This is a genomic window from Dokdonella koreensis DS-123 (genome assembly GCF_001632775.1).
GTDB classification, from domain to species: Bacteria; Pseudomonadota; Gammaproteobacteria; order Xanthomonadales; family Rhodanobacteraceae; genus Dokdonella; species Dokdonella koreensis.
This window is the reverse complement of sequence record NZ_CP015249.1, coordinates 1,485,218-1,498,546: the sequence shown is the minus strand read 5'-3', so window position 1 is coordinate 1,498,546 and position 13,329 is coordinate 1,485,218. Positions and strand designations below refer to the sequence as shown.

Here is a 13,329-nt window from a genome sequence, read left to right as displayed (position 1 = left end):
CGCCCGTTGCGGCACCGCCCCTCCCCGGAACCTGCCGTACGCGCCCACGAGAAGGCGCCGCGCGCTTGGCGCGGGCCTTCTTCCGGGTACGGACAGGGGATTCCGAAGGACAGCCGGAACGATAACTACTTCACAAAATAGTAGCGCGCAAATGTGACGTGCATCAACCTTACGCACGGATACGCACCAATCCGCACAACCCGCGGCCGCCCGGGGATCGTCACGGCGGCGCCGCGCACCGGCTGCACGCCCGGCTTGCCGGCCACGGCGCGGCGGCCGATCCTGTAGCGCATGCAGGCTCCGGATCGGCACAGCCGCCATGCGTTCGAGTGCACGCTGTGGGACCACCCGCTGACCGGTCCCCTGCTGCGGCGCTGGCCCCGCATCGCCCTGCCGGATGCCTGGCTGTCCGGCAGTACCCTCGCGCAGGTCTGGTGGAACCGGATCTTCGGCCTTCCGCCCACGCACGGCATCGCCGACCTGGACCTGGTCTACTTCGACGGGGAAGACCTGTCCGAAGCGGGCGAGGCCGCCCAGGCCGGCCGGGTGCGGGCCGCGTTCGACGAGGTGCCGGTCCGGATCGACGTGAAGAACCAGGCCCGGGTGCACCTGTGGTACGCCGCGCGATTCGGCTACGCCATACCGCCCTACAGGTGCTGCGCCGAGGCGATCGCCACCTTCCCGACGACCGCCGCGGCGGTGGGCGTCCGCGCGCACGACGGGCGGATCGAGACGCTCGCCCCGTTCGGCCTGGACGACCTGCTGCGCCCCATCGTCCGCCCCAACCGCGTCCAGGTCACCGAGGCGATCTATGCGCGAAAGGTGGCTCGCTGGCGCGAGCGCTGGCCGCTGCTGCCGATCGTTCCCTGGCAGCCGGACCCGCCGGCGGCGCCGTAGGGCGCGTCATCACGCTGCCAGCAGGCCGCACCGCTCTTGCGCGCGCTCGGGACGAGAAAGCGCGAGGACGTGGAGGTCGCTCCCCGCCCGGGCGATGACGCGGTGGCGGGCGCGCCGCCCTAGGGCGTGTCATCAATCCCCCGGCAGGTCGCGTTGGCTCTGGAAAGTCGTCAGGGGGTGGTGTGTGGCGCCGCGCCTGACTGGCCGTCAGGTCAAGCCGCGCAACGCACGCTGGCGGCTTTCCAGGGCCAACCCGTAGGGCCGCTCTTGCGTGCGCCCGGGACTGCGTCATCGCTCGGGCGTGGACCCACGTCCACTTCCTCCCTCTTCCTTGGCCCGGACGCACGCAAGAACGGCGCGGCCTACCGAGGGATTGATGACACGCCCTAGTCGGCGCACCGGACGTGGCGAGCGCCGCGGCCGGCCGGGCGGGCTACTCGAACGGATCGACGAACAGGTAGTCGCCCTGGTAGAGCAGCTGCACCGCTCCCGCGTCGGCGTCCGCGTCGTCGTAGAGATAGGTGCCGATCGCCAGGTCGCGGCGGCTGTCGTCGTTGAAGTCGCCGATCGCCAGTGCGTTGCCGAACTGGTCGTTCGCACGCGGGCTGCCGATGCGCAGCGGCGCCTTGGGCAGGATCGCGCGCAGCGTGCCCGGATCCAGCGGCCCGAGCAGCATCCGGGGCGTCACGATCCAGACCGCGCCGGCCCTCTCGACGCCGTCCACCGCGGTCATCGGCGCGCCGATCGCCAGGCTCTGCGGCAGGCAGAAGATGAACTCGCAGCGGTACGCCAGCGTGCCGGCGGCCAGGGTTTCGCCGAAGTGGCCGTCGCTGCTGTCGATGCCGGGCACGGCCGGCGGCACCAGGCGCTGATTGTTCACCGCCGTCAGGCCGTCGTCGGAGCCGTACAGCACGTGGACGGCGCCGCCCTGGGCGCCCGGCGCGCCGATCGCCAGGCCCTGGTGGGTGTCGTCGAAGCGGCCGGCGGCCAGGGCGCTGCCGAAGGTCTGTCCGGATGTGCAGCTGCCGGCGACGCCCAGCACGCCCGGGCGCCAGATGTGGGTGCCGGTGGTGACGATGCCGGTCGCGCTGCCGGCGAGCACGATGACGGCGCCGGCGCGGTCGGTGCCGTTGGGACAGGTGGCGCCGCGCACACCGACGGCCAGCTCGTCGTAGCCGTCGCCGTTGAAATCGCCGGCCGTCACGGCCCAGCCGAACCGGTCGGTCGCGCGCGGCGTGAAACTGAGTCCGTCGTTGCTGCGATCGAAGATGCGGGCGCGCGGCGGGGCGAGGCCGCCGGCACTGCCGTAGACCACCATCACCGCACCGGCGTCCTCCTGCCCCTGGACCAGTTGGCCGCGGATGCCGATCGCCAGGTCCGCATAGCCGTCGTCGTCGAAGTCGCCGCTGGCCAGCGCATTGCCGAGATTGGCGTTCTGCAGCCCGCTGCCGGGAAACACGCCGCCGGCACGGATCTCGGTCTGGACCGACCAGATGCCGTTGCTGCCGCGCTTCATGATGTAGACGCTCCCGACGCCCGGCGCTCCGCCGATGTTCCGCTGCGGATTCGCCACGGCCAGCTCGTCGCGGCCGTCGTCGTCGAAGTCACCGGCCGTCATCGTGTAGGAGTGGGCCGGCAGCGTGATCGTCACCGGCAGGAACGGAATCACCGGGGCAGCGGTCGCCAGGCTCCAGGCCGTCCCGTACGCGATCCGCAGACGCGTGCTGCCGTTCTCGGAGACCGCCAGATCGTCGATGCCGTCGCCGTCGAAGTCGCCGCCGGCGATGCCGCGCCCGAACTGGCCGTTGGCCGCCTCGGGATACGGATTGCGCAACAGGATGTTGCGATGGGTGCCGAGCTGGTCGGCCGCCGGCGCCGGACCGGCCGCCAGGGCGATGACCAGCCACAGCGCGATACGGCCGGCGCGAACGCCGCCGGGCAGGACATCGATCGTCATGGAAGAAGCTCTCGCGCAGGGGATACCCTCTCCTCCACGGCAAAGCGGCCGGCCAGGGGCCAGGCCCCCATCGCGGGCGTGCCCGCCGCACTTCGCTGCGTGCGCGGCCTTCTGCGGGCGATCGATCGCAGGCGCTGCCCGGGCCGGCGCGTCAGCCCAGGGCCGGCGGCCGCGGAGTGGCTGCCGTCATGCCGGCGGTGCCGACCAATGCAGGCGCCACATATGGCCTTCCAGGGTTTCCGGCTGCGCGCAGAAGCGCGCGATCCACGCCGGCAGCTGCCGGCCGATCACGGCGCCCCAGGCCGCGGCGTCGCCATCATCGAGGTAGTACAGCGCGGTATGCGGCCAGGCCGGGCGAAAGCCGAGGTCGACGAAGCCGCGCATCGTGCGCAGGCTGATGTCACGCTGGTCTCGCCAGATCGCGTGCTCGAACACCGTCTGCGCGGCGACGTTGGCGTGCACCCGCTCCTGCTGCTCGCGGAAGGCCTCGATCATCGGCGCGTCCGCGTACTGGTACCAGGAGATCGTGCCGTCGTCCTGCGCGTCGCGGCGCAAGCCGGCCGTCTCGATGACCGGCCAGAACTCGCCGGGCTGGTGCGGGATCGCCGAAGCCTTGGGATTGACCTTGAACCAGAAGTCGATCGGGCCGGCAGGCGTGGCCAGCACGTACCTGGATGCCTTGCCGCGCCTGCGCTGCAGGCCGGGCAGCGGCCCGGCCGAGGCCAGGCCGTCGTCGAAGGCACGATAGAAAACGTCCGACGGGATCATCTGCGGCATCCGCGACACCGGGGAGGCAGCGACGATAGAACCAAAGCCGCGCGCTGGGTAGCGGTCACGCCACGGAAAAGGATCTGGCATCGGCACGCGCGGCAGCAGCGCGCACGCCGTCGGTCCGACGCCGTCGCGCGGGCGATGCGCCCTTGCCTCGAGCCGGCCACCGGGCGCCGCGGCGATCCCGAAGGAGAAACCCCTTCACGTTCGACGACGAAGCGGAGCAGTTGGCGGGTGGTGCACCCGTTGCATCGTCAACAACTGTGTCATTGTCCACAAGGCTACCTGCAACGTGATCGGACCGTCAGTTCGCCGTGGGCATCTTTCCTAGCATTCGCGCCGCTCGCCGTTCATCCGTGCCGATCGCGCGCACGGATCGCGCCGCACAGCACGCGTTCGAGGAAGTGCAGTTTGAAGTTTGCGGTCAGTACCACGAAGCTCTTCTACGACAGCCGCGAGGAGATCGAGCGGCTCGCCGGACTGGGTTTCACGTTTCAACCGGTCGCGCCCAACCCGCGCCGCGCCGGCCGGTCGCTGCCGATGCGCATCGCCGGCCATCCGATGGTGACGCTGTCGACGATGGATGCGCTGCTGGATTTCGCCCGGGACCACGGCGGCCGCGTGGCGCTGGACATGGCCGAGAACGAGATCGTCCTGCTGAACGGCTGAGCCCGGCACGGCAACGACCGCGGCGGGCGGCTCAGGTGCCCCCGGAGAACATGTCGAGCACCTGGCTGCGGTTACTCGGCCTGCCGCCGAACGAGGTACCGTCGGTGACGTTCCAGGCGGACAGATGCGCAAGCAGGTTGACCTGGCGTGCGTCGAGATTGAGCTGGTCGACGGTCTGGTAGTTCGGGAAGTCGTCGAACTTCCACCATTCCAGGTCCATGCCGATGCGCACGTACTCGCTCAGCCGCGACTGCCAGGCCGGCACCGGGTTGTTGTAGATCCAAAGCACATTGACGCGGTCGCCGCCGGCGATGCCGAACCGCGCATTGGGCAGGACGGTCAGTTGCTTCTGCTTGAACATCGCCGTCCCGCCGCCGGCGGCCGCCTGCCGCAGGCCGGCGATCAACGGCCAGAACGCGGCCGCGTCGAAGACCTGGTTGTAGCGATAGAGCGAGGTCGGATCGTCGCTGAGCGGCCGGTAGCCCACGCCCGCCTGGTACGGCAGGAAGCCGAACAGCGGCGGCAGCAGGTCGTCGACGATGACGGTCGAGCCGTCGATGCCGATCGGCGTCTGCACGTTGGCGAAGCACAGCACATTGGGCACGTGGCGCCGCAGCAGCGCCATGATGCCGGAGTTCTCCATGATGCCGCCGTCGCCGAACAGGTACGGCACGGCGGTATCGCGCGCGCTTCCGGCACCCGCGACCGGCCAGTAGGCGAACGTCGGATCCAGGTCCTCGATCCACGGGAACGTCGAGGAGTAGCGCGTGATCAGCACGTCCACGTAGGCCGAGCTGCTGGTGCCGGCGATGTCCGAGAGCGCATAGCGCGCCGGCGGCGCCGGCACCGTGAAGCGGCCGTTGACCGGCGGTGCCGTCGGCGCCGTCGCGCCGAAGACGAACGGGTCGACATAGCCGCCGCCCAGGTCGCGCCCGTCCCGGCCCGCGCGCGGGAACGTCGGCGGCATGCCGACGGTGATCGGCGTGGACTCGAACGGATACGGGTCGGCGGCCGGATCGACCGTCGCACTGCGCCCCTGGAACGCCTTGGCGGCGTCGGCCGGCGGCGGGAAGAAGAACGTCGAATTGGTGATCAGATAGGGCCGGTGCGTGCGGCCCGCGCCGATCTGCACCAGATAGAACGCATCGGCCGGCAGGCCGCGGTTGTACTTGCGCACGACGTTGTCGCGCCACCACGGCGTGTAGCTGTAGTACATCGTCGGTACGCCGCCGGCGAGCTGGTCGCCCAGGCCGAACGGCTGCAGCACCAGTTGGCCGATGGCACGGTTCCACAGCGCATTGACCGGCACCTGCTGGTCCTCGTAGAGCGTCACCACCGTCTCGATCAGCGGCGCGATGCCGATGCGCGTGCACAGGCTGCCGATTGCATAGGGACTGAGCTGGTCGAGAGCGAAGGCGCGGTTGCCGGTGTAGTCCCAGGTCAGCGATGCCGGATCGGCGACGAACGGACCGAGCAGTTCGTCGTCGCTGATCGCATCGGGGCAGTAGGTGTAGACCGTACCGGCCCAGCCGCCGCCGGAAACGGTGGACAGATAGGTCACCTTGTCGAGCAGGCCGAGCTGGCGCAGGCCGCGCAGCGCACCCATCGACGCGGCTGCCGAGCGCGAGCCGCCGCCGGACAGGCACACGCCGACCGGCGGCAGCGGGAACAGGCCGCCATCGTCGGTGGCGGTCTCGGAGGGATTCGGGAACGGATAGACCTGGGCGTCGAGCTGGCGCGGCGCGTCGGGAGGAGCGGCCGCGGCTTGCGCGGCGACGGCCGCGGACCGCCAGCGGTCGTGTGCCAGGTCGTAGGCGATCTGAGCCTCGGCCTGCGCGCGCGGCGTTCCCGACGCCAGCGCTTCTTCCAGAATGCGACGGGCCGCTTCGACGGCCTCCCACGACGGCACGCGATCGTCGTTCATGCTGCCACTCCCTTTGCAGTCGACCGAGCGTCGATCATACGCTGACTTTTATACAAAGTTGCAACAGGCCGCACCCGCCGGCACGGCGCCTTCCTGGCGGCGCGGAATCGCCGGCCCGGCCCTCCCCACGGCGCAAGCGGCGGCACGGATGGCAAGGCGCCGGCCGGATCCGCGGCAACGGGGCGGCCAGTGCGGCCCTGCCCGGCCCGGCGGCGCTGCCTGCGGGACCAGGCGGCGCCGACGCACGGCGCCGGCGCAACCGTCGTCGGCAACGGCCCGGACTGGCGCCTGTGTGCGTCGAATCGATCGCGAAAGCCGCCGGGGCGGCGAACCTGGCAGCTCGCCGCGGAGCCCGCAGGCAGATCCGGCAGCCTCAGGTGAGCCAGGCCTGCAGGTTGTCGATCGCCTGCTCGCGCGCCAGCGGGCGATCGCCGCCGGCGGCATAGACCGTTCCGCTGTAGTCCAGCACCAGGTCACCGAGTTCGCCGGCGACGTCGTCGGTTTCCTCGATGATGATCTCCAGCGTCTCCAAGGCCTCGTCGACGTCGACCGCCGGCACCGGCAGTTCCAGCAGCACGGCCCAGCCGGTGCTGCCCGCCTCGCCGTCTTCGGCGCGCAGCGTCTGCGCGGCGGCGGCGATGGCGGCGAGGCGCTCGGCGTAGCGCTGCTGCGCCGGCGCTTTCGCGGCGAATACCGCCACCGATTCACCGGGCTGCTGCAGGTCCTTTCCGGTTGCGTGTTCGTGGCTCGATACGACGACGAAGGTCATGGCGCGCTCTGTTGCGATGGAGTCGCCAGGGTAACCGGAGTGCGGGGCGGTTCCGAGCCCCCGCGCGGCGCACTGTGCGTCGCGCGGGGCCGCACCTTCGCGTGATGCCGGATCGCACCGGGTCGTCGCGGGCCGCATGCGCACCCGCGCGCCCCGGCGCCTGGCCTATTCCGGATGCGCCAGTCCAAGCCTGGCGCGCAGCTCGCGTGCGGTCAGCACGACGGTATAGACCGGCGTGTCGACGTCGAACCGGCGCGCGCTGTCGAGGCCGCCGACCACCACCGGATCGAAGCCGGCATCGACGACCAGGCGTTCGGCCACGGCCAGTGCCTGGGTGTCGTCGCCGGCCAGCGGGATCGCGATGCGCGCTCCCGGACGAGAGGCACCGCTCACCAGGTCCTGCGCGAAGATGGCGTTGAACGCACGGACCAGGCGCACGCCCGGCAGGTACGCCTTGGAAGCAGCCCCGGTCCCGCGGCGGCGCGCCTCCTCGGCCATCGCACCATCGCGCTGGGGATACGGATTGCCGGTATCGAGCACGACCTTGCCGGCCAGTTCCTTCGCATAGTCGCGGCCGACCTGCGGCAAGGCGCCGTAGGGCACCGAGATCAGCACCACCTCGCCCCATTGGGCGGCCTCGCGCGGCGTGCCGACCCGCGCCTTCGGGCCCAGCTCGGCGGCAAGCGACTCGAGTTGCGCGGGATGACGCGAGGAGATCAGCACCTCGTGGCCGGCCGCCACCCACAGCCGCGCCAGGGCGCCACCGATCTGGCCGGTGCCGATGATGCCGATGCGCTGCGGCGCCGGTTTGGACGGCACCTGGGCCTGCGCCGCGGCACCGGCTCCCAGCACGGCCGCGAGGGCCAGCACAGCCAGGCCGAGGCCGCGCAGCAGGCGCCGCCGCGCCGGAATGGAACGGTTCGGAACGGAACGACGTAAGGGCGTGCTCATGTCCAATCCTCGGGCTCTTGGAGCGGGTGAACGCGTCGCGTCACCACGGCGGCGAAGCCGCGGCCGCACCGATACCGACGCAGTGGGCCGTCCGAACCTATCACCGGCCACCGCCGGAGACCGTGCTGCGTTCCGCCCGCGTGCCCACCCGGCGCCGGGCGAAAGACCGCGCTTGGCCTACAATGCCGCCCCCGCTGCCGCACGAAACCCCCATGGCGCCGAACGCGACCGTCTACAAGGCCGAGCTGCAGATCAGCGACATGGATCGCCACTACTACGCCACCCATGGGCTCACCCTGGCCCAGCACCCGTCGGAAACGCCGGAGCGGCTGATGGCGCGCCTGCTCGCCTTTTCGCTGTTCGCCGGCGATTCCCTGGCCTTCGGCAAGGGCCTGAGCACCGACACCGAGCCGGACCTGTGGAGCAAGGCGATGACCGGGGTCATCACGCAGTGGATCGAGCTGGGCCAACCCGACGAAGCGCGCATCCGCAAGGCCTGCGGCCGCGCCGAGCAGGTGGTGGTGGTCAACTACCAGGGGCGCGCCAGCGCTACGTGGTGGGACCGCACCGGCGGTGCGCTGGGCCGGCTCGGCAACGTCAGCGTGGTCGACCTGCCGACCGACCAGGTCGAGGCGACGACGGCCTTGCTCGAACGCACGATGCGCCTGAACTGCCTGATCCAGGACCACCACCTGCAGCTGATGAATGCCGGCCATTCGGTGACGATCGAGCCGCGCTGGCGGCTGGACGCGCGCGCCTGACCGATGCAGGGGCCGTGGGATGCCATCGTCATCGGTGCCGGCGCCGCCGGACTGATGTGCGCGATCACCGCCGGCCGGCACGGCCGCCGCGTGCTGCTGCTCGACCACGCCAACAAGGTCGGCAAGAAGATCCTGATGTCGGGCGGCGGCCGCTGCAATTTCACCAATACCGGCACCACGCCGGCCAACTACCTGTCGGCCAATCCGCACTACTGCAAGTCGGCACTGGCCCGCTATGCGCCGCAGGATTTCATCGACCTGGTCGACCGCCACCGCATCGCCTGGCACGAGAAGGAACTGGGCCAGCTGTTCTGCGACGACTCCTCCAAGCAGATCGTGCGCATGCTGCTGGACGAGTGCGAGGCGGCCGGCGTGCGTGTGGAAACCGGCTGCCCTATCGAGGAGGTGCGGCACCACGGCGACCATTTCCGCCTGCACACCGCCCAGGGGCCCTGCGCCGCACCGGCGCTGGTGGTGGCGACCGGCGGCCTGTCGATCCCCAGCATGGGCGCCTCGGGTTTCGGCTATACGCTGGCACGCCAGTTCGGCCACGAGGTCCTGCCGACCCGCGCCGGCCTGGTGCCGCTGACGCTCAGCGGAAAGCACCACGAGCGCCTGCAGGACCTGGCAGGCGTGGCGCTGCCGGTCGAGGCCCGCTGCAACGGCGCCCGCTTCAGCAACCAGTTGCTGGTCACCCACCGCGGCGTCAGCGGCCCGGCGATCCTGCAGATCTCCTCGTATTGGCAGCCGGGCGACGACCTGCGCCTGGACCTGCTGCCCGGCCGCGACGTCCTGGCCTGGCTGCAGGCCCAGCAGCGCGAGCGGCCGGCGGCAGAACTCAAGACCGTGCTGGGCGAGGTGATGCCGCGCCGCTTCGCCCAGCGCCTGTGCGAAATCTGGCTGCCGAGCCGCCCGCTGCGGCAGTACCCCGACGCCGAGCTGCGCCCGGTGGCAGCGCTGCTGCAGGCCTGGCCGCTGATCGCCAGCGGCAGCGAGGGCTACCGCACGGCGGAGGTCACGCTCGGCGGCGTCGATACCGACCAGCTCTCGTCGAGCACGATGATGTCCCGGCGCGTGGAAGGCCTCTATTTCATCGGCGAGGTCGTCGACGTGACCGGCTGGCTGGGCGGCTACAACTTCCAGTGGGCCTGGGCCTCGGGCCACGCGGCGGGACTGGCACTGGCCGCCCGCGCCGCATGACCGCCGGCCGCCGAGCCGGCCATCGGCGTGCAACCGGCGCCCGGCGCATCTTCGACGGCGGCCGGCGCGCCTCCACGACTCCGCCTGCGCGATGCGTCGAAGGCCCGGCCCTTCCCGCCCGTCCGACGCTAGACTGGCACCGACCACCCGCCCCCTGCCGATGCCGCCCGATGCCACCTCGCCCATCGATGCCTAGCACCAGCATGAAGCGGTTGCTGGGCGGGGTGCTGGGCGTTCTCGCCTGCGCCGGTACCACGGCGCACGCTGCGGATGGCTTCCGGGTGAACTACGACATCCGCTTCGACGATGCGCAGGGTGTACAGGTCTCGCGCGGGACCGCGCGGCTTTCCGAAGCCGTGACACACGCGATTGCGCTGAACGGGCACGTGGTGACGCTGCACATTGCCCTCGTCGACTGCGCGACCTACCGGCTGCGCCTGGACGTCTCGCGTCCGGCCGGCACGGCCGAACGCCTCGACCTGGGCCCCGTGCTTGCGGCAACGGGCGACGGCGCCCTGGGCGCCACGCTGACGCTGACCGCACGCCGCGCCGGCGCGGCGGTCGATGGCGCGTTCGCGGTGACGCTGCAGCCCGGGCAGGACTCGGCCTGCCGGTGATCGGTTGCATCGCCGGTGCCGCGGCGCCCGCTGCTCGTCGGCGACGCCGATCCGCAACAGGCGCCCGGAGCGCATCCGGCTACTCCTCGAAGTCGTCGCAGAACAGCGCCTCGGTGACCAGCCGGTAGGCCAACATGCGCTGGTCCGCGGTCTGGCTGTTGCGCACCGCGCTGCCGACCAGGACGCCGCCACCGTCGGCGAAGGCGCGCACCACGGCGTCGATGCTCGGTGTCGCGCCGCCGACGTGGCCGGTATGGTCGATCGTCACGCGGCCGTTCTGGCCGAAGCAGCGATCGCGCGCCAGCCCCGCGGTGAGGCGCAGCAGCGCGTCGTCGGCGCTGCCGGTCAAGGTGCCCACCTCCAGGAACGGTGCTCCCGCGCCGGCATGGGCGTGCCCCTGCCCGGCGGCGTAGCCGTCCACGGCGACCATGACCGGCTCCGGCGCCGAGACCGTATAGCTGCGAGGCGCGCGGGTCAGCGTGGCGACCGCGTAGCTGCCGTCGCCGATCGGCGTGAACAGGCCCGGCGACAGCAGCACGTCGTCGAAGAACACCTGGTCGGCGCGGGTGGCCGGCACCACGAGGGTGATGCGCTGGTCGGTCGCGAAGCCGAACAGCGGTGCCGGCACCACCACGTGCTGGCGCGCCGACCATTGCCGCGTGGCCGGCAGCAGCACCATGTTCGGATCGCCGTAGCACTCCGGCAGGCCGTGGACCGCGCAGCCGGGCGCCAGTTTCGCCGCCGCCGCCGGCCGGCTGGTGGTGACCACCGCCGGTGCGTTGCGCAGCACGTCGTAGGTCGCGCCGGCGTCCAGTGTCGCCACCGCCACGCCGTCGAGCCAGACGCGCGTGTCGCCTTCATGAGCCAGCACGCGCAGGTGCTCGCCGGCCGGCAGCAACGGGCTGGGCGTGAAGACGAAGGTCGTGCCCCAGGAGGTGACCGGCTGCTGCTGCTCGGTGACGAGGTCGCAGAAGTCCACGCCGAGGGGCACCTGCGCGCAGGTGTGGCCGCCGAGCACCGCGACCGGCTTGTCGCCGACGATGCGCGTTCCGGTCAGGTCCAGTCCGGTCATCCCGCCACCGGCCCACAGGTAGTAGGTCTGGCCGCGCTGCAACGTGACCGCATACGGAACGCCCGCGGCGTGGCCGGCGACGGCGACCGCAGGCGTGATCCAGACCGTGGTCGCGTTCTCCACGGCGGTGATCACCAGCTGGCTGCCGGGACCGAGGCCGCCGGCCCAGGCCATCAGCCGGTACTCCCGGCCCAGGCGGTCGGTCGGCGTCGCGACGAAGCTGTCGAGCGAGTAGCGGCGGCCGTTCATCGCCACGATGCTGACCGGCGCCTGTGCGACGACGTGGACCGCCAGCGGCAGCGGCAGGTCGTCGTCCGCCGGGTTCTGCAGCGCGATCGGCAGCGTGATCTCGGTGGTGGCATCGGCCACGGTCGCGAACGGGATGGCGATGCCGAGCGCGGCGTTGGTGATCGTGCCGGTGGTCGCCAGGTCGCTGCTGATCATCAGCTTGACGAACTGCTGTTCCGGTTCGGTATCGGCCGTCCGCGGGAAGCCGATCCAGAAATCGGTGCCGGTGTCGGTGATGGCGCCAGGCTGGCCGGTGACCTCCCGCGCGGCGAGCAGCGAACGGCCGCGCTCGTCCAGTTCGAGCGAGGCCAGCGCGGCATTCGTGCCGAGGATGGCGTCGAAATCCTCGACGCGCCGGCCGCCGGTACCGACGGCGCCATCCGGCGTTCCGTCGGGCAGGACGCCGGCGAGCAGCGCGACCGTCATCGGCGGATCGGCCAGGGTGGCGTCCCCCAGCGCCAGCAGCCGCCCGTCCGGACGCAGCACCAGATCGCGCGCATGGTCGGCGTTGTCGGCGCCGAGGTCGAACGCGAACGCGCGGAAGCCGTTGCCGTTGAACGCCGCGTCGAGCCCGCCCGCGGCATCGAACTGAACCAGGCCCAGCTCCAGGTCGAGGACGTTGTTGCTGAACATCAGGAACTGGCCGAGCACGGCGATGCGCTGGTCCGGCCGCACGACGAGTGCCTCGTAGTGCTGGCCCGCGATGCTCGGCAGCGGCGCCGGCGCGAGCACCAGGCCGGTACCGCCACCGAAGCCCGCATCCGGCGCGCCATCGGCCGTGAGGCGCGCGACGAACGGGCGCTCCGGCTGGTCGTGCGCCGTGCAGTTGCCGACCGCGACGAGGGTGCCGTTCGCGCCGAACGCGGCATCGGTGACGCGGCAGACCTCATCGTCGGCGATCTGGGCACGCAGCGTCCGGCAGCCGTCGCCGTCGAAGCTGCCGTCGAACGTGCCTGCCGCCGTGAGGCGGCAGACGATCGCCGGGTACGCCCCGGTTTCACCGGGCACCGCGCGCAGGCCGCCGAAGACGATCGGCTTCCCGTCCGCCTGCACGACTGCGCCGTCGAGTGCCAAGGCCTCGGTCTGCGGGACCAGTCCGCTCGGCAGCGTCGTGCGGCGGCGGCCGTCGTTGCCGGGGCCGAAGCCGCCGTCGGGCTGGCCGTCCAGGCCCATGCGCCCGATGAACAGTGCGGCCGGATCGTCCGGCGCGTCGCCGAACAGCCACAGGCGACCCTGCGGGCTGCGCGCGAACGCGCGCAGATGTACCTGGTCGGATTCGAGAAAGCCGAACGAACGGCGACCGGCATCGCCGAACGCGGCATCGAGCCCGCCGTCGGCGGCGACGGCGGACGCCGACACGCAGCAGGCGGCCAGCACGAGGGACGAAAGACGCATGGTGAGGCTCCGTAGGGGTTCCATCCGCACATACGGTGCCGGGCCACGCCGGGGATCA

12 protein-coding genes are annotated in these 13,329 nt (G+C 71.6%); 5 read left to right on the top strand and 7 right to left on the bottom strand.

Annotated elements, in window-relative coordinates; all coding sequences use genetic code 11:
• Nucleotides 1–125: 125 nt before the first annotated feature.
• Nucleotides 126–293 carry a hypothetical protein gene (locus I596_RS18710; protein ID WP_190278999.1) on the bottom strand — a complete coding sequence of 56 codons (168 nt, stop codon included), beginning with the start codon at nucleotides 291–293 and terminating at the stop codon, nucleotides 126–128.
• Between I596_RS18710 and I596_RS05865 the strand changes: the two genes are divergently transcribed.
• Nucleotides 292–897, top strand: coding sequence for a nucleotidyltransferase family protein (locus I596_RS05865; protein WP_067645426.1), 606 nt, complete (start codon nucleotides 292–294; stop codon nucleotides 895–897). The two genes, I596_RS18710 and I596_RS05865, sit on opposite strands and share 2 nt — an antisense overlap.
• A gap of 433 nt (nucleotides 898–1,330) precedes the next feature.
• On the opposite strand, the gene I596_RS19190 is transcribed toward I596_RS05865, so the two are convergent.
• Both I596_RS19190 and I596_RS05855 read right to left on the bottom strand, forming a co-directional pair.
• Nucleotides 1,331–2,854, bottom strand: coding sequence for an FG-GAP and VCBS repeat-containing protein (locus I596_RS19190; RefSeq protein ID WP_067645424.1), 1,524 nt, complete (start codon nucleotides 2,852–2,854; stop codon nucleotides 1,331–1,333).
• A 186-nt stretch (nucleotides 2,855–3,040) separates the two neighbouring features.
• Complete coding sequence (locus tag I596_RS05855) at nucleotides 3,041–3,622, bottom strand: hypothetical protein (protein ID WP_150132042.1); 582 nt, start codon at nucleotides 3,620–3,622, stop codon at nucleotides 3,041–3,043.
• A gap of 414 nt (nucleotides 3,623–4,036) precedes the next feature.
• Here I596_RS05855 and I596_RS05850 point away from each other — a divergent pair, with 414 nt between their 5' ends.
• Entirely contained in the window at nucleotides 4,037–4,294 is a 258-nt protein-coding gene (locus I596_RS05850) for a hypothetical protein (RefSeq protein ID WP_067645420.1), read from the top strand.
• A gap of 31 nt (nucleotides 4,295–4,325) precedes the next feature.
• Here the strand turns inward: I596_RS05850 and I596_RS05845 are convergent, their stop codons facing one another.
• The 3 genes from I596_RS05845 to I596_RS05835 form a co-directional block, all read right to left on the bottom strand.
• A complete protein-coding gene (locus tag I596_RS05845) occupies nucleotides 4,326–6,218 on the bottom strand; it encodes a patatin-like phospholipase family protein (RefSeq protein ID WP_067645419.1) in 1,893 nt (630 codons plus the stop codon).
• Nucleotides 6,219–6,591: 373 nt separating this feature from the next.
• A complete protein-coding gene (locus I596_RS05840; protein WP_067645417.1) occupies nucleotides 6,592–6,987 on the bottom strand; it encodes a hypothetical protein in 396 nt (131 codons plus the stop codon).
• A gap of 165 nt (nucleotides 6,988–7,152) precedes the next feature.
• Nucleotides 7,153–7,938 carry an NADPH-dependent F420 reductase gene (locus I596_RS05835; protein WP_083965404.1) on the bottom strand — a complete coding sequence of 262 codons (786 nt, stop codon included), beginning with the start codon at nucleotides 7,936–7,938 and terminating at the stop codon, nucleotides 7,153–7,155.
• 212 nt (nucleotides 7,939–8,150) lie between these two features.
• On the opposite strand from I596_RS05835, the gene I596_RS18705 reads away from it, so the two are divergent.
• From I596_RS18705 to I596_RS05820, 3 genes are all read left to right on the top strand, one after another.
• A complete protein-coding gene (locus I596_RS18705) occupies nucleotides 8,151–8,699 on the top strand; it encodes a YaeQ family protein (RefSeq protein WP_067645415.1) in 549 nt (182 codons plus the stop codon).
• Between the two features lie 3 nt (nucleotides 8,700–8,702).
• A complete protein-coding gene (locus tag I596_RS05825) occupies nucleotides 8,703–9,899 on the top strand; it encodes a BaiN/RdsA family NAD(P)/FAD-dependent oxidoreductase (RefSeq protein ID WP_067645413.1) in 1,197 nt (398 codons plus the stop codon).
• Between the two features lie 203 nt (nucleotides 9,900–10,102).
• A complete protein-coding gene (locus tag I596_RS05820) occupies nucleotides 10,103–10,516 on the top strand; it encodes a hypothetical protein (RefSeq protein WP_067645411.1) in 414 nt (137 codons plus the stop codon).
• A gap of 79 nt (nucleotides 10,517–10,595) precedes the next feature.
• Here the strand turns inward: I596_RS05820 and I596_RS05815 are convergent, their stop codons facing one another.
• A complete protein-coding gene (locus I596_RS05815) occupies nucleotides 10,596–13,271 on the bottom strand; it encodes a hypothetical protein (RefSeq protein ID WP_190278998.1) in 2,676 nt (891 codons plus the stop codon).
• Between the last annotated feature and the right edge of the window lie 58 nt (nucleotides 13,272–13,329).

What these genes read in the sequence shown, in the direction of transcription:
- I596_RS05865 (WP_067645426.1), top strand. Translation starts at nt 292, where the DNA reads ATGCAGGCTCCGGATCGGCACAGCCGCCATGCGTTCGAGTGCACGCTG.
- I596_RS18710 (WP_190278999.1), bottom strand. Translation starts at nt 293, where the DNA reads ATGCGCTACAGGATCGGCCGCCGCGCCGTGGCCGGCAAGCCGGGCGTG.
- I596_RS19190 (WP_067645424.1), bottom strand. Translation starts at nt 2,854, where the DNA reads ATGACGATCGATGTCCTGCCCGGCGGCGTTCGCGCCGGCCGTATCGCG.
- I596_RS05855 (WP_150132042.1), bottom strand. Translation starts at nt 3,622, where the DNA reads ATGATCCCGTCGGACGTTTTCTATCGTGCCTTCGACGACGGCCTGGCC.
- I596_RS05845 (WP_067645419.1), bottom strand. Translation starts at nt 6,218, where the DNA reads ATGAACGACGATCGCGTGCCGTCGTGGGAGGCCGTCGAAGCGGCCCGT.
- I596_RS05840 (WP_067645417.1), bottom strand. Translation starts at nt 6,987, where the DNA reads ATGACCTTCGTCGTCGTATCGAGCCACGAACACGCAACCGGAAAGGAC.
- I596_RS05835 (WP_083965404.1), bottom strand. Translation starts at nt 7,938, where the DNA reads ATGAGCACGCCCTTACGTCGTTCCGTTCCGAACCGTTCCATTCCGGCG.
- I596_RS18705 (WP_067645415.1), top strand. Translation starts at nt 8,151, where the DNA reads ATGGCGCCGAACGCGACCGTCTACAAGGCCGAGCTGCAGATCAGCGAC.
- I596_RS05825 (WP_067645413.1), top strand. Translation starts at nt 8,703, where the DNA reads ATGCAGGGGCCGTGGGATGCCATCGTCATCGGTGCCGGCGCCGCCGGA.
- I596_RS05820 (WP_067645411.1), top strand. Translation starts at nt 10,103, where the DNA reads ATGAAGCGGTTGCTGGGCGGGGTGCTGGGCGTTCTCGCCTGCGCCGGT.
- I596_RS05815 (WP_190278998.1), bottom strand. Translation starts at nt 13,271, where the DNA reads ATGCGTCTTTCGTCCCTCGTGCTGGCCGCCTGCTGCGTGTCGGCGTCC.